We start from the raw sequence: 18,742 nt of genomic DNA on the forward strand, positions 1-18,742 counted from the left end.
CTGCGGTGCCGCTTGCCGAGCTGCTGATGGCAGCAATGTGGATCTGCCTCACGGCGTATGCCCTGTTCGGAGGCGCTGACTTCGGCGGAGGATTCTGGGACCTGATCGCCGGCCGGGCCGAGAAGGGAAGATCGCAGCGGAACCTGATTGAGCACTCGATCGGACCCATCTGGGAAGCCAACCACGTCTGGCTGATCTTCGTCATCATTCTTACCTGGACTGTGGTCCCCCCGGTATTCGCAGCGGTTTCCTCGACCCTCTACATCCCACTGACCCTTGTTGCGGTGGGCATCATCGCGAGAGGCTCCGCCTTCGCGTTCAGAAAGGTGAGCCAGCAGCTGTGGCAGCAACGGCTATTCGGAGGGGCCTTTGCCCTGTCCTCCGTACTCACACCCTTCTTCCTCGGCACCGTGGGCGGCTCACTGGCCTCAGGGCGTGTCCCACCGGGGATAGCGGCCGGTAATCCGATCACCAGCTGGATCAATCCAACGTCACTGACCAGCGGACTGCTCGCCGTGACCACAACGGCCTACCTTGCCGCCGTGTACCTGACCCATGATGCGCGCAGGGAAGGCGACCCGGACCTTGCCGAAGCATTCCGACGCAAGGCGCTGGCCTCCGGGGTGGCAACAGGCGTGGTGGCCACCGCCGAACTGCTGGTGCTCGCCATGGACGCACCCGCGCTATTCCGCCAGCTTCTGTCCATGCCCGCCGCGCCCCTGGCCGCATTGTCAATTGCAGCTGGGGCGGCCTCGCTGGCCCTGATGTGGCGGCGCCGATTCCTCACCGTCCGAGTCTCCGCTGCCCTTGCCGTTACAGCACTCCTGTGGAGCTGGGGCATCGGACAGTATCCCTACGTCCTTCCAAGACTGGCGCTGGCCGAGGCCGCAGCCACCGAAAACGTCCTGGTAGCCAACTCAATCGCAGTCGTGATCGCGGGGATTTTGGTGATTCCCTCACTGTGGTGGCTCTACGCAATCTTCCAACGCGACCAATTCGCCAAGCACCACTAGCAGCGCATGCAATCTGGCCGCTTCGGAACGATATACAGCTCACCCATCCTTCTTATATCACGCTTGCATGAGGATCCATCAGGCCTCACTTGAAGCACATGGAGCATGGCGCCGGCGAAACGGCGGCATCGACGTCGGCGTCCTCGAAGACCACGAATGTGGCGTTGCCACCCAGTTCCATGGAGGTCCGCAGGACCGTCTCGGAGGCGTCGGACAGCAAGCGCCGGCCAACCTCGGTGGAACCGGTGAAGGATCTTCCGCAGCCGGGAGTCCTTGATCAGCGGCCCCGCGGTGGTCCCCTGCGCTGGAGGACGGAATCACGTTGAGCCACCCCGGCTGGGAGGCCGGCCTACTGCATCACGCGCAGTGAGGCCCGACCGCTGACCGCGAGACCTTGGGGCGCGATGGGTAGCATCAGCTAGCTGGATCGCGGCTATCAAGGACCCTAAATGTGAGGCAGGGACCCCGTAACCACCTGGACGCCGTCGCCCTCATGGATAAGACGCCGCCCCGCTCCAGCATCCAACCAGATCCAAAAAGCGGACCCGTCGGGCATCCATTCGTCCAGGACGCCGTCAAGCGCGGGTCGCCCGTAGCTTTGGAGGCGGATGCGACTTCCGGCTGGAACAGTGTCCGGTCCTGCAATCCACGCATCGCACCCATGAAAGGTTTCACCGGCATCGAGGGCGGCTTCAGTCTTACCCTGAGAACTCGCAGGAAGCCAAGGGAATTCTTCTCGTTCTGCCAACGGCATGCCCTTCCTCCCACCGATCGGTTAGACCGGAGGTGTCAGCCACTCCACAAGAACTGTCGTTCGCGACTTGTCACTTGGGGGAACGCGGAATTGATGGTGGCGATGTAAGCCGTCGCCCGCCGCACGTACGCTCCGCCCGGGGTGGATTGGGGGCGCCACTCCGGGCGGAACTGAAACAATGTACCAAACAGTTCTTAGCCAAACAATTTGTGCACGAATCAGTTTGAAGTTGTGCGACCAGAGTCACGTCCATGCAAGCCAGCTACAAGCCCTCGACGGCATCACCCGGCAGATTAGCCTTCCCTTGAGATGGCCGCGCCGCCGCGGTCACGCGAAGAAAAGCAATGCCACCCCAAAGCATTTTTGGCCTGCCGACTTGAAGCCCACCCCAACCTGATGCAAAACCCGCACCTCTTGGCCTTCGTCTGGGAAGGTCCTAGAACTCAATCCCACATGTACGAGGTTTTTGGAGGCAACGGTGGCTGCTCAACGAATCGGGTACGTACGGGTGAGCACACTGGACCAGAACGAGAAACGTCAGCTCGACGGCTTGAGCCTGGACCGGGTATTCACGGACAAGGCGTCCGGCAGGGACACGGCCAGGCCACAACTGGCCGAGCTGCTGGGCTTCGCCCGCGACGGGGACACCGTCGTGGTGCACAGCATGGATCGGCTGGCCAGGAACCTGGATGACCTTCGCGCCCTGGTCCAACGCCTAACGCGCAAAGGGGTGCGGGTGGAGTTCGTCAAGGAGAGCCTGGTTTTCACCGGGGAGGACTCCCCCATGGCCAACCTCATGCTTTCGGTCATGGGCGCCTTCGCCGAATCCGAACGGGCTCTGATCAAGGAGCGGCAACGGGAAGGTATCGCGTTGGCCAAGCAGCGCGGCGCCTATAAAGGGCGGAAAAAGACGCTTACTGCGGAGCGTGCGGCAGAGCTGGTTCAGCGGGCGGCCAGTGGGACTCCTAAATCAGCTCTCGCCATCGATTACGGCATCAGCAGGGAAACGTGTACCAGTACCTGCGTCAGGCCCGTCTGGCCGGAACCACTAGCCTGCCGGCCGAAAGCTGAACCGCCAGCCTGACGGAACACAACTATTGGCCGTCTAAATGGCCGGTTCTGTGCCTGCAAAAGGAGCTGTTCCTGCCTTCATTTCCCGGCGTTTTCTCCCAGACTCCAGAAGTCGAACCGCTCAGCGGACATCCCGGTTCACGGTGGGATGTCCAGGAAGGTGGAGTCAAAAGCTGCATCGGAGGGCTGACTCCTACCTGGCCTCGACCCCGGCAGCCAGCTGACAGCGCGCACCATTATTTCACTCGCTGCCCGCCGGGCTCCAACGACGTCGGGGGCCTCTCCCCTGCCCAGAGGCAGCGCGTAACCGGGGATTCGACGTGGAGCGCCTTGGCGGCCCGTCTTTATAGGCCCAAACGTTTGCTGCGATTGGCTCTTGACGTGTGCGGGTTATCACATCTCTGGTTTACCTAATCCTTTAGGTAACGCGATGGGAACCTCGCGAAACCTTTCCCTAAACGATTAGAAAGCAGTCGCGAAATGGCGAAGAAGCCCACGCTGCGGGACTTGAGCGAAGCCACAGGCCTTTCTTCCTATACGGTTTCGCGCGCCCTGAGTAACGGCGCGGATGTCTCCGATGCGAGCCGGAAGGTGGTGCTGAAGGCTGCCCGGGAGCTGGGTTACGTCCCGAATCGTGCTGCGCAGGAGCTCCGCAAGAAATCGCGCAGTTCGATCGCGGTCATCACCGCGAGCACGTCGAACTACTACTATCTGGACTTGATGAAGGGCATTCAGCGTGTTCTGCGCGGATCCAGCCGAAATGCGGTTGTGGCCGACATCGCGGCAGAAGGTGTGTACACGCCCGAGGTGGAAGATGCCATTGTTCAGGATCTGATCCAGTCACGGACGGCCGGAATTATCACTACCCTGACGCTGAGCCTGGAGAACGTAAGGCTCCTGGAAAGCTGGGACATCCCCGTGGTTTTCGTGGACTCGGCACCGCCGAAGGAAGCAGCACAAGTCCCGAGCATCCTCACAGACAACTTTGCGGCGAGCATGAAGGCGGGGGCCCATTTGGCCCAGCACGGGTATACGGATTGGCTCTTCCTGGCCTATCCGGGCCGCTGGTCCACACGTGCCGAGCGGGAGCGGGGGCTCCGCGAGGCGGCGGACAAGCATGGGGCTGTGCTGCAGGTGCTGGAGACGGAGAACGACGCCGACTCGGCGTGCCGGACGCTGTCCGCCTATCTGGATACACCCGGCCAGGCTCTGCCGAGGGCGGTCATCGCTGGAAACAACCCGCTGCTCCACGGCGTCCTCACCGTGCTTCGACAACGCGGAGTTACTGTCCCCACCCAGGTGGCTCTAATAGCGTTTGACGAGTTTGCCTGGGCGCCCTTGCTGGATCCCCCGCTGACAGTGGTGGATGAGGACAGCGAATCGATCGGCGTTATGGCCGCACAGACGCTGACCCGAATCTTGGACACGCAGCTGGAGGCCGAACGGCGGGGCGAGTCACCCGTGCCTGACTACCGTCCCGAGGACCGCCGGGAGGTGAACGCGGACTTAATCGTGCGTCAGTCATGCGGATGCTGAGCTACGGCTCCTCATGACCAAGAGCAACTGACCCAACCGGCACGTGGCCCGCCGGCCGACAGAAGGCCTGTCATGTTTCCACGTGCTGGGTCTCATAAGCCAACGGGGACGTGCCCGCCCCCACATAAGCCCCTTGCCTTGGTACTCCGACAGGGTACCGGCAAGGTCTGGTTCCGGCCGAGACGACCCTCAGGGGTCCTGCACGCCCAGGGAACTGACCCGACAGCCCGGCCGCCGCATCGAAGCGGGCCGCTGCAACACCCACTACCAATTCCATCGACCACGTTTTTCACGGACCTGGCGGGCTCCACGGCCTCGCCGGTTCCGGTTCAAAGGAGATCCGAAAATGAATCAGCTCGTCAAGAAGTCTGCAGTCTTCACTGCCGCCGCAACACTCGCCGCGCTCAGCCTGACGTCATGCAGTTCCGGTGACAGCCAGGCAAGCACCAACAAGCCGACAAAGATCGAAAAGATCGGCCTCATGGTCCAGGACATGTCCAACCCGTTCTTTTCCGCTATGGACAAGGGAGCGAAGGAGGCCGCCGCGAAGATCGGAGCCACCACCAACACCCAGGACGCCCAGCTTGACCTGGCGAATCAGAACACCCAGATCGACACGTTCATCCAGCAGGGCGTGAACCTGATTGTCATCAGCGCCGTGGACGAAAACGGCATCCAGCCCGCGATTGAGCGGGCCAAGCAGGCAGGCATCATTGTCATCGCCGTGGACACCCCGGCCAAGAGCGCGGACGCCGTGGTGATGACCAACGCCGTCCAGGCCGGTGAAAAATCTTGCCAGTACCTGTTTGAGCAGATGGGAGGAAAGGGCAGTGTCCTCCTGGTGGACGGAACCCCGCTTCAGACGATCCGTGACCGCATCACCGGCTGCAAGAACGTCGTGAAGAAGTTCCCTAACATCAAGGTCGTCGGGCAGCAGGCGTCCAAGAACGACCGGGCTTCCGGCCTCGCCGTGACCACGGATATGCTCACGGCTACCCCTGACGTTCAGGGGATCTTCGGCATGAACGACCCGTCCGCCCTCGGTGCGGTTCTGGCGGTCCAGCAGGCACACAAGGCGGGGACCGTGAAAGTCACCGGTGTGGACGGCAGCCCAGAAGCGGTGGCGGAACTGAAGCAGCCCGGCTCGCCGTTCATTGGCACCGCAACCCAGAATCCTGCCGAAATGGTCCGCAAGGCCGTCGAAATCGCGCAGAACATCATCGACAACAAGCCCCCGGCGGAGAGCACGGTGCTGATCCCCAGCGAGCTCGTGACCCGCGAGAACGTCAGCCAGTACAAGGGCTGGTAAGGCTCCCGCTGCCGTGTGGGGCCGCTCGGCTCCCGCAGCGGCCCCACACAACCGGACTGAGAATAGGCCGCCATGACTACAACAACTTTCCGCCAGCCGCTGCTGCAGCTGGAAGGCATCACAAAGCGCTTCGGCGCCACGCTCGCCCTCAATAACGTCCACTTCGAACTGCGTGCCGGTGAAGTACATGCTTTGATGGGCGAGAACGGAGCCGGAAAATCCACGCTGATGAAGATCCTGGCGGGAAACGTGACCCGCGATTCCGGACGGATCCTGATGGACGGCACCCAAATCGACATCCGCTCCCCGCATGAGGCCGTCGCCCACGGCATCGCCATCATCCATCAGGAGCTGAACACGGTGCCGGCGATGACAGTGGCCGAGAACCTGGCCCTCGGACGAGAGCCTTCGACCAAGTTCGGGGCCTTGGACCGCCGCGCCATGATCACCCAGGCCCGTGAGAAACTCGCCCGGGTCGGGGCACGGATCGATCCGCGCACGGAACTGGGCCAGCTCAGTGTCGGCATGCAACAGATGGTTGAGATTGCCCGGGCCGTCAGCGAGAACGCCAGGATCCTGGTCCTGGATGAACCAACAGCGGCCCTCTCACGCAGCGAAACCCTCCACCTCTTCCAGATCATCAACGAACTGCGCGACGCAGGCGTCGGTCTCGTATACATCTCCCACCGCATGGAAGAGGTCTGGGAGCTTGCGGACCGTGTGACCGTCTTCCGTGACGGAACATACGTAGGGACCCGGGGAAAGACCGAGATCAGCCCTCCGGACGTCGTACGGATGATGGTGGGCCGCAACCTCGAGGACCTCTACCATCACGACCGGCACAGCCCAGGAGAGGTCCTGCTCGAGGTCAAGGAACTCACCGACGGAGCCGGCATCGGGCCGGTCAGCTTCCAAGTACGGTCGGGCGAGGTCGTCGCCCTGTCCGGGCTGATCGGGGCCGGCCGCACGGAAACGGCCCGGATGATCTTTGGCGCCGACCGGCCCCGTGCCGGCACCGTCACCGTTCGAGGCAAAGCGGCACTGGCCTCCAGCCCGGCCCAGGCGATCGCACACGGAATCGCCATGGTCCCCGAGGACCGCAAAGACCAGGCTTTGTTCGTCTCCCACACTGTCGAGGACAACATCGCTGTCAGTTCCCTGGGCGGCCACGTGACCGCCGGCGTGCTCCAGCGGGCCAGGATCCGGAGCGCCGTGAAAAAGCAGATGGAACGCCTGCACCTGCGGCAGAACGCCCTGCGCCTGCCGGTCAGCGCGCTTTCGGGCGGCAACCAGCAAAAGGCCGTGCTGGCCCGGTGGCTGATGCGCGAATCCGACGTGTTGATCCTGGATGAACCCACGAGGGGCGTGGACATCGGCGCGAAAAGCGAAATCTATGAGGTCATCAATGACCTCGCCAAGGCCGGTAAGGCCATCCTGGTCATCTCCTCGGACCTGCCCGAAGCGATCGGTATCAGCGACCGGCTCCTCGTGATGCGCTCCGGACGGATCGTCCAGGAACTCAACTCACGCACCGCCAGCGAAGAGGACGTCATGTCCCACGCGACCGGAACAGCAGCACAAACAAACGGAGAATTCCATGACTAACCAGGCTCTGAACAACCCGCAGGGCGCCGACGTCCGGCCAGAGGACGCACCTGCCACCGCCCGCAGCTTTGACTTTGCCTATTGGTGGGACCGCGTCGGCATACTCATGGTCCTGATCGCGCTCGTTGCGCTAATGGTCGTCATCGCCCCGAATTTCGCGAGCGTCAACAACCTCCTCAACATTGCGCGGTCGATCTCGATTAACGCGATCCTGGCGGCCGGAATGACATTCGTCATTCTCGCTGCCGGAATCGACCTTTCGGTCGGTTCCATTCTGGCCGTCTCCGGTGTCGCATCGGTCATGACAGGCATTGCGGGACTCCCCGCGCCCGTCGCGATCCTGGTGGGAGTTGCTACCGGCGCTGTCGCGGGTTGGATCAACGGTATGCTCAGCGCCTACCTGGCACTGGCCGCCTTCATCGTCACCCTTGGCACCATGACCTTCCTTCGCGGCCTGGCCTACACCATGACCGACGGGCAACCCATTGTCTCCAACACGCTCAGTTTCCGAGACATCGGCAACGGGTACTTGGCGGGCATCCCGGTGCCCGTGGTGATCATGATCATCGTCTACGTAGCGGCGTGGTTCATCCTTGAGCGCACCCGCTATGGCCGGCACGTCTACGCAGTGGGAGGCAACGCCGAAGCCGCACGGTTGGCAGGCATCAACGTCAAGCGCGTCATCACTTCCGTTTACATCATCGCCGGCATCTGCGCAGGGCTCGCCGGTGTCATCTTCTCCGCCCGAGTCGTCTCCGCCCAGCCAACAGCCGGCACCGGCTACGAACTCGACGCGATCGCCGCAGTTGTCCTGGGCGGCACGAGTCTTGTCGGCGGACGCGGACGGATCTACGGCACCCTGATCGGCTCCATCATTCTCGGTGTCCTCAGCACCGGACTGATCCTGATGAATGTCCAGTTCTTCACCCAACTGCTGATCAAGGGACTCGTCATCATCCTCGCAGTGGCCATCGACAGCCTGAAACAACGCACACTTCGCCTGCCATGGTCGAGGGCCATCGCGGCCCAGGCACCGGCATAAGAGCCCGTCCGACATAACCGGCAGCCACGTGCTGCCTGCCGCGCAACGCAACCCGGCCACTACCCAGAAGTGGCCGAATTGCAGCCCCACGCCCATTTACTTGAGAGGACAAACCCGTGGCATTGCCCACCATCGCCATCACGGACAGCCTTCCCGGCCGCCGGATCAACGAACCCGTAACCTTCACCGTCGAGGGAGAATTCACGGAAAACCTCTGGACCGCAACCACCAGCGCCGAAGAGACGCTTATCTGCCAACGCCTGAACGCCCAACCCGAACCAGGTAAAACCACCTTCATCACCGTCGTGACCTTCGAGGGAAACCTGGAGCTCACTCTCGGCGCACCGATCGCCCGGCGCGTTGACGGGATTAGCGAACGCGAACCCCTCGAAACTGACGCCTTCGTCCGCCTGGACACAGGGTACTTCGACCTCGAAATGTGCGTGGGCACCGCTCAGGGCACCGGCTCCTCAAAATGGGGACTGCGCCACTTCGCAACACTCAAAGAAGGCATCGACCTGCTCCCCTCGGGCAACAACGCCATCGGCGGTTTCTACGGTCCCTTCTTCACCCCCGAAAACGGCCTTATCAACCCGCCCGAACACACCATCGTCGAGATCGAAACCCTTGAACATGGCCCTGTCCTGCACCACTACCGGATGAACGGGACCATCCCCGACGGCCTGCTCGAGGAGCTCAAAGGCAAGACATTTTCCATCGACTGGCAATTCACCCACGGCACCCCCTATTTCACCCGCAGCTACCGGGTAGATGACTTCCAGACAGTCATCAACGGCCGCTCAATAACCAACAAGATCACCGTCGGCGACGAATTTGAGGCCGGCCAGGGCGACGTGGTCTTCGACCGCTTCGAAGCATATGGCGGCACACGGTACCGCGACGGGGACCCCTACGCCGCTGAACTCGCACAAATGGTCGAAGAAACCATCGCGAACTCAACGTCCAGCACTGCAAAGTTCCAGGAATTCCGCCGCCAACTCACCGGAAACATCGAAGCAGCGCACTGGGATCTGTACTGGCGCCTTTTCTGCAGCTGGGAAGGCGCTTTGGACGAAGAGGAAATCCGCACACGCCTCGCCCGGGTCAGGGCAACCTCGCACGTGCTCGCTGACCTGCCCGAGCGGCACTGGACGATAACCGATGCCCCCGTCGACGTCTCGGCAGTGCCGCACGAAACCATCTTCCCCGGGCCGGCCTCCAAAACCGCCGAATTCCATTCAGAACTCGACAGAACCATGGTCTGGTGGACCTCCGAACCCTCCGGCGCCTTCCAGATCGTCCAGCGCCGCCAATCCGGCTGGGTCAACTGGGGAACCAACGGCGAAAACGAATGCCCCGAACTTCCCGTCGGCGTCCAGATCAAAACCGCATACGGCATGTTCAGCGACGGCTGGCAGCACGTGGCAGACCAACTGGAGACCACACCCACAGTTCACCAGGCCTAAAAGCTGGCCGATGGGCCGCCGGAACTCAGCGCCCCGGCCACAGATGCCGCCGCCCATCGCTCTGGAGCCTCGTGCTGTGATTCCCGGCCCCGGACGCCCGGGTTGACGGACCTGCTCCAGGAACTCCCGAACCTGTTCGGCTAGGCAACCACGACTATTCAATCGGACCTCTGGCCGTCTCCTGGTCTGGCCAGAGGCCCATTCGCCCATGGACTCGGGAGCAAGACAAGGACGCATTCTGCGCCCCGACAAGCATATGAATTGAGGTGAACCAGAGGGCAGAACTATGGCCGAGACAAATGACATCGTAGAGAACGGCTTCAGCGCGTCTTCGGATGTGGTGCGAGTAGCGAGGCCGAGGATGCGTGATGTGGCTGCTTTAGCCGGAGTAGGCATCAAAACGGTTTCCCGCGTCGTCAATGACGAGCCCGGTGTTTCCGAAGGCACCCGCCAGAGAGTGTTAGAGGCGGCAAAACTGCTGAACTACCAGCTGGACCTGACGGCACAAAGCCTACGCCGGGCCGGCCGACAAACACGGTCTGTCGGGCTACTGCTTCCCAGCGTCGCCAACCCATTTCACGGTCAAATCCATCGGGCCCTCAGTGATGTCCTGGCGAGCCACGACATAGCGGTCCTCTCCGCAAGCTTGGACGATAACGCCACACGTGAAGAGGAGCTGGTCAAAGCATTTCTCCGGAGGCGCGTCGATGGACTGGTTCTGACTCCGGTCGCCAACAGCCAGGGGTACCTGCCGGAACATTCCAAGGACCTTCCGATGGTCTTCATCGACAGAGAACCGGTAGGCATCGGTGCTGATGCAGTGGTCAGTGACAATGCCGCTGGCGCGGCCAAAGCCACCGTGCACCTGATTTCCCAGGGCCACACCAAACTCGCCTACCTAGGAGGCCGCACAGACATTCAGACCGCCCGGGAGCGGCGCCGCGGTTTCATTAATGAGTTGGACCGCGCAGGTATTTCGACCGACACCGTGCAATTCTTGGAAGGACTGCGCACCGAGGAATCGGCGCGGACGGCGGCGAGAGAACTATTCACGGGCGCTGAACCGCCGACGGCCATCTTCTCTGCACAAATCCTGGTGACCTTTGGAGTAATGCGAGCGTTACAGGAGCTGGGGCTGAACCGGACTGTGGCCTTGGTCGGATTCGGCGACTTCACCCTCTCGGACATGATGAACCCAGGTATAACTGTGGTCGCCCAGTACCCCGAGCACATCGGCCGGTCAGCCGCAGAACGGATTCTGGCACGTATCAGCGGAGACTCGCAGGAGCCGCGAACATACACCATCCCCTGTGAACTGATCCTCCGAGGGTCAGGGGAAGTTCCGCCGCCCTCCAGGCCAAACGTTCGTAAAGCCCTCGCCTCCGACCAGCCCGGCAGCCATAGGCGGAATGGTGCAAATGCGGAGGGCGACAGAACCTCCGTTAGCAGTCAGCAGCGGGGATGCCCATGAGTTGTCCAGCCAAGCGGTTTGCCTAGTACCGCCAATTGCCAGTCGAGCCCTGGGGCTTCCGCTTCAACACGAAGACCGCCCCACGGCCTGTGACAATTTGCGCCCCGGCAGTTGGGTGACTCCATGGCCGTGAAAGTGACCCGGGCTGGCGGCGGCGCCAAGGCGGGCACATCTTCTAAGGTGGTGTTCCGCGGCACAGCCGCACAATGAAACCACTAGCGTCCGCTGCAGGCCGGCCCTCAACGTGGGTTGGGGGGAATGCCTTCTTGCTGACTTCAGCTCACGCTTAGGCGTGTGCAGCCTGCCTAATTAACAACTGCAGGTCCCACCGGAATTTGCGGGACCTGCAGTGCGTAGTCGCGAACGGTGCGCTGACAACTGATGGACGGGTCAAAGGGAGGGTCATCACTAGGGTGAGGCCGTGCCGTCGACAGCGCTTTGGACTTGCACGGTAATTCGTTGGAGCCTCACCAGCCTGAATTGGTGTGTTGGATCAGATTCCGACAGATTAAGAGCCGATCATGGGGGTGGCCCTGAATGCGTTGACAGCCCTGTCGGCGATAACTTGGTCGTCAGTTCCGGAATCAAGGATGGTGTTCCGGGCTGATTCGGGATCCACTATTACGGCCGTCACGGCGAGTCCGCTGGCAGTGTCGGTTGCCAGCAAGGCGTCCACCTGGGCCTCGAAGCAGGAGTCGCTTGACTTGGAATCAACGTCCATCGCCACTATGTGGTTGTTGGAGACGAAGTTCCCGGTCCCTGCCTTCAGCCGGATGATGGCGGGCTTGGCGCCCTCCGGCCGGACGGTCTGGGAGTCGATGACCTCGGAGAAGTGGTTGCCGATGACAGAATTGCTGCTGCCGCTGATGCTGAGAAGCCCGGTGAGGTCGTCCAGTCCGTTGTCGACTCCCAGGAAAGGCGTCCACGGCTCATGGTCACGCAGGAAGTGGTTCGTGGCTACGAGGTTTTCCGAACTGTTCTCCTCCAGCATCACCATCCCGGGGTAGAACGAGTGCAGGCGGTTGTTTGTGACGCTGGAACGCGTGACGCCGTTGAACCGTACGCTGCTCGCGCCGCGGGGAAAGACGTTGTTCGCGGTGACCAGGAGACCTCCGTGATTTTCGGCGTAGATGGAGTGGCCTTTAGGTCCTGCTCCTACCAAGTTATCGGTGACTTTTGATGCCTGCCCCCAACCCCGCAGTTCAATGCAGCTGCCGCATTCGGCGAGGAAGTTGTGGTGGATGGACAGCGCGTCCGCGTTGTGGATGGTGAGGGCGTTCTCCAGGTAGACAAACCCCATGTCGGTGACGCGGAACGAGTCGTTGGCGCTGGCCACGTAGATGCCGGTTTTGCCGTTGACGTAAGTGTTCTCCGGGTGCATGTCGGAGCCGTCGGCAGTGAAGTGCAGCCCGTCGATGCAGAAGTTGGAGAACTCCACTGAGCTGATGCGGGGGCTGCCGCTGCGCTTAACGTAAAAGGCGGCCCCGTCGGATTTGTCGCCGCCTTCCTCTGCAGAGGGAAGGTCGACGATGATGCGGCTTCCGCCGGGCCACAGCTCGTGCAGGTCCGGCCATTCGTCTTCGGGAACGTTGAACCGGATGCTCGATGACGTAAAGCCGTGTCCCGAGCCTTCGATCCGAAGGAAGCTGACGTCGATCAGCACCTGGGTGCGGAGGTGGTAGTCCCCCGGCGGAATGTAGATTACGGCGCCGGGCCTGCCGCCGTTGTCCACGTCGGTAGCGGACTGCCGGTTCTTGATGTCGGTGATGATGCTGTTGATGACTTCACCGACGTCCTTGGCCGGATTGCCGACCGGCCACGTGGTTACGTCGTAGCAGTTGTTGTTCGTCATTGTTTCTTCCTTGATGTTGAAGGGCCAGCCTGGGAATCTACGGGACCACCGGTTGATGCTCCGGGAGGTCCCTTTGCAGTTCTTCCAGCGTTGGCGGCTGGGCGCCTGCCCGGCGGACGGTAATGGCAGCTGCTTTGGCTGCCATGCGACCCAGTGACTCCAGCACCGATGGTGCCAGCCCGTCTGCTCCGCGCATGAGGAGTCCGTAGATGAGGGCGGACATGTACGAGTCGCCGGCCCCGATGGTGTCCGCCACCGCGGACGTGACCGAGGGAACGGTTATCCGTGCGTCCCGGGTTGCGAGGAGGGCCCCCTCTGCTCCCCTGGTGACGGCGACAAGTGCAGGCCCGAGTCCGAGGATACGTTCTGCAATGTCTTCCAAGGTAAGCCGTGGGTAGAGCCATCGTGCGTCCTCGTCGCTGAGTTTGACTACCTCTGTGAAAGGGACGAGTTCCTCGAAGATGGTTTGTGCCTCAAAGTGGCTGCCGAGCAGTGCAGGGCGGATGTTGGGATCGTAGGTGACAACGCAACGTTGATGTGACTGCTCAATCAGTTCCCTGACCACTGCCGCTCCGGGTGCCAGGAAAGTTGCGATGGAGCCGGTGTGCAGGATTTTGGGCAGCGTTGCGGGCGGTATGCGCGGGAGGTCCCAGCGAATGTCGAAGTCATACTGTGCTGAACCATCGGAGGCCAGGATCGCTGTCGCTGTGGCGGTTCCGCCTGGGACCTGGGAGCCCGGCAGGAGACGAACTCCAGCGCTGTGGAGGTGCTTTTCGATGGAAGCAGCATGCTGGTCCTCGCCGAGGGAGGTCAGTAAGCCGGTGGCAACTCCGAGCCGTCCGAGCCCGTAGGCGACATTGGCCGGTGATCCACCGGGGTGCTGCACTGTGCCACGGGGAGAGACAACGATGTCCACGAGTGCTTCACCCACAACAACCACGTCAAAGCGCGGTGTTCGCTGCTCATCGGAGTGCTCAACAGTTGGCATTTTTGGGACCCTTTCCTATGTATGCGTTGGGGACGTGTTAGCTGAGCGCGGTGACAGTGAGGGTCTGGATGGTTGAGGGACCGCCGGTAACCGCCAGGTGGTTCGCAACGCTTCCCTGTTCAGGGAAAACAAGGTCCGTCAGGACCACCTTGCCGTCCTGCGCGAATACCTCGATCGAGCAATGGTCGATGATGATCTGCAGCTTCAGCGCCCCGTCCTCCAGGACCAGCGGGGCTGACTCCACCGAGGCGAACTTTCCGTGAAAACTGATGTCACCTGAGCGCTGGCGGTCCAGGATGAGTTCGGCGGTGGCCGCGTTGTAGCTCAGTACGGTTCCGGCGCTTCCGTCATCATTTCCGAACAGATGGAAGGTCACCCGTTCAGCACCCGCGGGCAGGATCTCCGCCGCGATTATCTGGGCCCTGCCGGGTACGGCTTCCGGCAGCCGGAAGGCGGAGTCCTGCAGTTCAAAGGAACCTGAATGCGCCGGGCTTCGGACCGCATCCAGGTCTTCTCCCCCGGGGCCGGCCAGGACTGGTTGCTGGATCAGCCGGGTGGAGCCGTTAACCGCGGTGAGGCGCACTTCGCGGGCGAGGGTCATCGAGGACCGCCAGGGGGTGGTGGGCAGTTGGTTGGCGTAGTCCCAGTTGTTCATCCAGCCCATGATGATGCGACGGCCGTCCGGGACGTTGCTGAAAGACACCGAGGCGTAGCAGTCGCGTCCCCAGTCCAGCCACAGGCACTGCTGCAGCGCCTCCGCGGCCGCCGCGGAATCACCCAAGGCGCTGACCCCGCCCGGCACCGCGACCGAGCAGGCATCCGCAACGAACCGGGCGCCGTCGAAATGCCCTACGAAGTACTGGCCGCCGGAGCCTCCTGCCACTGCACCAGGGTTGATGTTGACGATCAGCACCCATTTAACATTGTCCGGGTCCCCGTCTACGGCCAGGGGAAACAGATCGGGGCACTCCCATTCGCCTGCGTCGGCGTTGGCCGGGCCGAAGTCACTCAGGAAGTCCCAGGATTTGAGGTCTTCGGAACGGTAGAGAACAACTTTTTGGTGTTGCGCTTCGACGGCGACCATGACCCAGTAGGCACCCTGGTCCCCTTGGTAGCGGAAGACTTTGGGATCGCGGAAGTGCGCTGAGTTTCTGGTGAGGACGGGGTTTCCTGCGTATTTCTGCCACGTCATTCCTGCGTCTGCGCTGTAGGCCAGGGATTGGGCTTGCGTGCCGTGGTGTTCGGAGGCGGCTTTGTAGGCACTGGTGTAGATTGCCACCAGTGCGGGTGAGTCCGGTGTGCCGAAGCCGGACGTGTTGCCGTGGTCGACGACGACGCTCCCGGAGAAGATGTCCTCTGTTTCGTCGCAGGCAATGGCAACGGGGTGTTCGGTCCAGTGCAGCAAATCGCGGGAGGTGGCGTGGCCCCAGGACATGTTGCCCCAGACGTTGCCGTACGGGTTGTTCTGGAAGAAGAGGTGGTACAGGCCGTTGTGGAAGAGCAGGCCGTTGGGGTCGTTCAGCCAGGTGTCCTTTGCCGTGAAGTGGATGGCAGGCCGGAACCTGGAGGTTTCTGCCGGGGCTGTTTCCGGGCGTGCGGCATCAAGGCGACTGGACATATCTGACATTCCTCTTGGGAGTTGAAGGGTCTGGGTGTTATTGCGGCGGAGCGGCAATGGAATCGCGGCGCACGAGGGGGCAACCCAGAATGGTCGGGTGAAGTGCCATCAGGGAAAGGTCGGTTTTCCCCTCGACGGCGTCGATCAGGTGCTCGGTGGCCCAGGCGCCCATCTCGTAATGCGGCAGGGCCACGGTGGTGAGGCCCGGGTGGAGGTTGGCGGCGATCAGTTCCTGGTCATCGAAGCCCACCACGGAAAGGTCCGCGGGGATGGCCAGTCCCAGTTCGGCAGCGGCACGGTAGGCGCCCATCGCCATCCGGTCGTTGTAGCAGAAGAGGCCGGTGGGGCGGTCCTTGCGTCCCAGGATCCGTAGGGCCGCTTCGTAGCCGCCCTGCACCTCCGAAACCTCGGACTCGACAGGTGCCGCGTCGCCGTTGAGCCCTGCTTCGGTCAGCGTGGCCCGGAAGGCCTGGAGCCGCTGTCGGGTTGCGGGGACATCATGGGTGTTGTTGATGAACCCCAACCGGGTGTGGCCCGCTTCGAGGAGCGCGCTCACGGCGGCGCGTGCGCCACCTTCTTCGTCCGGGATCACGGATGTGATGCTTCCGCCACTGGCCACCGAGTCGACCAGGACGGAGGGCACGCTGCCGAGGTTGGCTGGCAGTTCCACGTCGCGGTGGTACATGGTGGCGTAGAGGATGCCGTCGACCCGCCGGTCCAGGAGGGCCTGAACATCGGCCTGACGGGACTCCAGGCTGGCCGAGCCGGAGGTGTTGATGATCATGAGGTTGTACCCTCGGGCTTTGGCGGCCTCGTCAGCGCCGAGGATGATCCGGCCGGCGTGGGGCGTGGTGGCGATCTCCTCGCTGACAAACCCCAGCATGCCGGTCCTTTGGGTACGAAGGGCCTGGGCCAGGCGGTTGGGCCCGTAGCCCAGTTGCTCGGCAGCGGTCCTGACTTTGTCCCTGGTTTCAGGCCTGACCCGCGCGTAGGAGACCTCGTTGAGGACGTGGGAGACAGTGGTCACGGACACGCCGGCGGCGACGGCCACGTCCTTGATGCCGATGTTCTTATTGCTCATCTGTCTTCCACGTCCTATTGGTTGGTGATGCCCCTCGGGGGCTATCAGTAGGCTACTCGTTGGCTGTGCCAGCCCTTGACGGCGCTAGCCCTTGACGGCGCCGAGTGTCATGCCGGCGACGATCTTGCGCTGCAAGAGAAGGGTGAGGAGGATGACCGGGATGGAGTAGACGGCGGCCAGCGCCGTCATGGATCCCCAGTCCAGGCCGAACTGGGTCTGGAAGTTTGCGATCACCACGGGGGTGGTCTGGGAGCGGATTGCTGTCATCAGGAGTGCGAAGAGGAACTCGTTCCAGGAGGCCAGGAAGGCGAAGATCGCGGTGACGGCGATGCCGCCCGAGACCACCGGGATCACTACCCGCCACAGCGCGCCGAGCCTGCTGCAGCCGTCCACGGTGGCCGCCTCCTCCAGGTCATTGGGAACGGCTTCGAAGAAGCTGGACATCAGCCAGATCGAGAGCGGAAGCGAGATGGTGGTGTGGGCGATGGACAGCGCGATGGGGGTGTCGGCGAGGCCCACGGCTGCCATCATGGACGCCAGCGGAATGCCGATTGCCACCGGAGGCACCATGCGGGTGACCAGGGCGGCCATGATGAAGATCCTGCCGCTAAGCGTCTTGTACCTGGTGATCCCGTAGGCGGCGGGAACCGCCAACAGCAGCGACAGCACGGTGCTGATGATGGCCGTCTGGATGCTGTTGATGAAGGAGGCGAGGACTCCGTTGCGGCCCAGCGCGTTGGCGTAGTTCTCCAGCGTCCATTCCCTGGGGAGGATCGTCGGCGGTACCGCGATGGTATCGATAGGGGTTTTGAAGGACGTGAAGAGCAGGTAGAGGAACGGGAAACCGTAAAGCACCATCGCCGCTGCGAGGAGGGTCCACAGCAGGGTCCGGGTGCTGCGGCGGCCGGCTTCCAGGCCTTCCCGGTTCGCACCGCGGCGCTTCCGGGCAGGGATCACGGCTGCCGGAACGGATGGTGCAGTGGCCGCCGTGGCCGGGGTCCCGCCGTCGTGCTTACTTGTTTCGGCGACGCGCATCAGTTGTCCTTTCCTGGCCGCCAGATGGTGGCCACCGCGACGAATGCGACGGCGAGCATTGCCAGCAGGTAGATGGTGCCCATGGCGCTTGCCAGTCCGGGATCGCCGAAGCGGATCATGGTGCGGTAGATGAGCAGGCTCATGGTTTCGGAGGCGGACTGGGGGCCGCCGTTGGTTTGGATGAGGATGGTGTCGAAGGCCCGGGCTGCGTCGATTCCGCGGACGACCAGGGCGACGGCGATGACCGGGCGGAGCAGGGGCAGGATGATCCTGAACAGCAGGGCCGGTGCCCGGGCGCCGTCAAGGCGTGCTGCTTCGATCAGGTCGCCGGGGATGTTCTGCAGTCCGGCGAAGAGGATCAGGCACATGAAGGAGGTGGTGAGCCAGATGTCCGGGATGGCCACCGAGTAGAGCACGATGCCGGGGTCGGACAGCCAGCCGATCTGGTTGGGGTTGGACAGGATGCCGGCCTGGTGCAGGAGGGTTCCGATGAGGCCGAAGTTATCGATCATCAGGAACTTCCACAGCAGGCCTGCCACGATCGGGGCGATCATCAGCGGATACATAAAGACAGTCCGCCAGATTTGGGAACTGCGGCCCAGCATGGTGAACAGCAGCGCCATGCCCAGCCCGAGGGCGAATTCGAGGGTGACCACCACCAGGGTGTAGGCCAGGGTCCGCCATCCGGCACCGGTGAACGCTTCGGAGGCGAAGGCCCGAAAGTAGTTGTCCAGGCCCACGAAGTCCCGGGATCCGCCGGCGATGGGCGAGATTTTGAAGAAGCTGTCCGCCACCAGGCGGAACAGCGGGAAGGCCACGAAGACGGCTAGGAACAGCGCCGCCGGGGTCATCAGGAACAAGGCGAAGCGGCGATCGGAGATGCGCACGGTTTTCTCTTCCG

At 62.6% G+C, this 18,742-nt stretch carries 13 protein-coding genes and 2 pseudogenes; 8 read left to right on the top strand and 7 right to left on the bottom strand.

What is annotated here, in order from left to right; translation table 11 throughout:
* The first annotated feature begins 5 nt into the window (after positions 1 to 5).
* Entirely contained in the window at positions 6 to 1,013 is a 1,008-nt protein-coding gene (locus tag ACTHQX_RS18900; protein ID WP_440158743.1) for a cytochrome d ubiquinol oxidase subunit II, read from the top strand.
* Between the two features lie 109 nt (positions 1,014 to 1,122).
* Here the strand turns inward: ACTHQX_RS18900 and ACTHQX_RS18905 are convergent.
* Positions 1,123 to 1,362: pseudogene (locus ACTHQX_RS18905) on the bottom strand (aldehyde dehydrogenase family protein); the annotation flags it as partial.
* An 883-nt stretch (positions 1,363 to 2,245) separates the two neighbouring features.
* On the opposite strand from ACTHQX_RS18905, the pseudogene ACTHQX_RS18910 reads away from it, so the two are divergent.
* The 7 genes and pseudogenes from ACTHQX_RS18910 (at position 2,246) to ACTHQX_RS18940 (ending at position 11,267) form a co-directional block, all read left to right on the top strand.
* Positions 2,246 to 2,838 (top strand): annotated as a pseudogene (locus ACTHQX_RS18910) (recombinase family protein).
* A 480-nt stretch (positions 2,839 to 3,318) separates the two neighbouring features.
* The gene (locus tag ACTHQX_RS18915) at positions 3,319 to 4,374 is read left to right on the top strand and encodes a LacI family DNA-binding transcriptional regulator (protein WP_440158742.1); all 1,056 of its coding nucleotides are present in this window, start codon (positions 3,319 to 3,321) and stop codon (positions 4,372 to 4,374) included.
* A 346-nt stretch (positions 4,375 to 4,720) separates the two neighbouring features.
* On the top strand, positions 4,721 to 5,683 hold the full coding sequence (locus tag ACTHQX_RS18920; RefSeq protein ID WP_236806011.1) for an ABC transporter substrate-binding protein: 963 nt from the start codon (positions 4,721 to 4,723) through the stop codon (positions 5,681 to 5,683).
* Positions 5,684 to 5,755: 72 nt separating this feature from the next.
* Positions 5,756 to 7,288: a sugar ABC transporter ATP-binding protein gene (locus tag ACTHQX_RS18925; RefSeq protein WP_440158741.1), complete on the top strand. Its 1,533-nt coding sequence runs from the start codon at positions 5,756 to 5,758 to the stop codon at positions 7,286 to 7,288.
* A complete protein-coding gene (locus tag ACTHQX_RS18930; RefSeq protein WP_440158740.1) occupies positions 7,281 to 8,330 on the top strand; it encodes an ABC transporter permease subunit in 1,050 nt (349 codons plus the stop codon). Before ACTHQX_RS18925 ends, ACTHQX_RS18930 begins: the two co-directional genes overlap by 8 nt.
* A 116-nt stretch (positions 8,331 to 8,446) precedes the next feature.
* Positions 8,447 to 9,796, top strand: a complete 1,350-nt coding sequence (locus ACTHQX_RS18935; RefSeq protein WP_440158739.1) for a hypothetical protein — start codon at positions 8,447 to 8,449, stop codon at positions 9,794 to 9,796.
* 361 nt (positions 9,797 to 10,157) lie between these two features.
* Positions 10,158 to 11,267: a LacI family DNA-binding transcriptional regulator gene (locus ACTHQX_RS18940; RefSeq protein WP_440158758.1), complete on the top strand. Its 1,110-nt coding sequence runs from the start codon at positions 10,158 to 10,160 to the stop codon at positions 11,265 to 11,267.
* A gap of 508 nt (positions 11,268 to 11,775) precedes the next feature.
* On the opposite strand, the gene ACTHQX_RS18945 is transcribed toward ACTHQX_RS18940, so the two are convergent.
* The 6 genes from ACTHQX_RS18945 to ACTHQX_RS18970 all read right to left on the bottom strand — a co-directional run bounded on the left by ACTHQX_RS18945 (position 11,776) and on the right by ACTHQX_RS18970 (position 18,728).
* Positions 11,776 to 13,119, bottom strand: coding sequence for a NosD domain-containing protein (locus ACTHQX_RS18945; protein WP_236806007.1), 1,344 nt, complete (start codon positions 13,117 to 13,119; stop codon positions 11,776 to 11,778).
* 37 nt (positions 13,120 to 13,156) lie between these two features.
* Positions 13,157 to 14,107, bottom strand: coding sequence for a carbohydrate kinase family protein (locus tag ACTHQX_RS18950; RefSeq protein WP_440158738.1), 951 nt, complete (start codon positions 14,105 to 14,107; stop codon positions 13,157 to 13,159).
* Positions 14,108 to 14,144: 37 nt separating this feature from the next.
* Positions 14,145 to 15,725, bottom strand: a complete 1,581-nt coding sequence (locus ACTHQX_RS18955; protein WP_440158737.1) for a glycoside hydrolase family 32 protein — start codon at positions 15,723 to 15,725, stop codon at positions 14,145 to 14,147.
* Positions 15,726 to 15,762: 37 nt separating this feature from the next.
* Complete coding sequence (locus ACTHQX_RS18960) at positions 15,763 to 16,806, bottom strand: LacI family DNA-binding transcriptional regulator (RefSeq protein ID WP_236806004.1); 1,044 nt, start codon at positions 16,804 to 16,806, stop codon at positions 15,763 to 15,765.
* A gap of 84 nt (positions 16,807 to 16,890) precedes the next feature.
* Positions 16,891 to 17,841 (bottom strand): carbohydrate ABC transporter permease, encoded by a 951-nt coding sequence (locus ACTHQX_RS18965; RefSeq protein ID WP_236806003.1) that lies wholly within the window; start codon positions 17,839 to 17,841, stop codon positions 16,891 to 16,893.
* Positions 17,841 to 18,728, bottom strand: coding sequence for a carbohydrate ABC transporter permease (locus ACTHQX_RS18970; RefSeq protein WP_440158736.1), 888 nt, complete (start codon positions 18,726 to 18,728; stop codon positions 17,841 to 17,843). The genes ACTHQX_RS18965 and ACTHQX_RS18970 overlap by 1 nt, the downstream gene beginning before the upstream one ends.
* Positions 18,729 to 18,742 lie beyond the last annotated feature (14 nt).

It is taken from the genome of Arthrobacter sp. SAFR-023, assembly GCF_051965295.1.
GTDB lineage: Bacteria > Actinomycetota > Actinomycetes > Actinomycetales > Micrococcaceae > Arthrobacter.

Excerpts from the sequence above, each read along its gene's own strand:
- ACTHQX_RS18925 (WP_440158741.1), top strand. The coding sequence starts at position 5,756 with ATGACTACAACAACTTTCCGCCAGCCGCTGCTGCAGCTGGAAGGCATC.
- ACTHQX_RS18960 (WP_236806004.1), bottom strand. The coding sequence starts at position 16,806 with ATGAGCAATAAGAACATCGGCATCAAGGACGTGGCCGTCGCCGCCGGC.
- ACTHQX_RS18950 (WP_440158738.1), bottom strand. The coding sequence starts at position 14,107 with ATGCCAACTGTTGAGCACTCCGATGAGCAGCGAACACCGCGCTTTGAC.
- ACTHQX_RS18955 (WP_440158737.1), bottom strand. The coding sequence starts at position 15,725 with ATGTCCAGTCGCCTTGATGCCGCACGCCCGGAAACAGCCCCGGCAGAA.
- ACTHQX_RS18920 (WP_236806011.1), top strand. The coding sequence starts at position 4,721 with ATGAATCAGCTCGTCAAGAAGTCTGCAGTCTTCACTGCCGCCGCAACA.
- ACTHQX_RS18965 (WP_236806003.1), bottom strand. The coding sequence starts at position 17,841 with ATGCGCGTCGCCGAAACAAGTAAGCACGACGGCGGGACCCCGGCCACG.
- ACTHQX_RS18945 (WP_236806007.1), bottom strand. The coding sequence starts at position 13,119 with ATGACGAACAACAACTGCTACGACGTAACCACGTGGCCGGTCGGCAAT.
- ACTHQX_RS18915 (WP_440158742.1), top strand. The coding sequence starts at position 3,319 with ATGGCGAAGAAGCCCACGCTGCGGGACTTGAGCGAAGCCACAGGCCTT.
- ACTHQX_RS18930 (WP_440158740.1), top strand. The coding sequence starts at position 7,281 with ATGACTAACCAGGCTCTGAACAACCCGCAGGGCGCCGACGTCCGGCCA.
- ACTHQX_RS18940 (WP_440158758.1), top strand. The coding sequence starts at position 10,158 with ATGCGTGATGTGGCTGCTTTAGCCGGAGTAGGCATCAAAACGGTTTCC.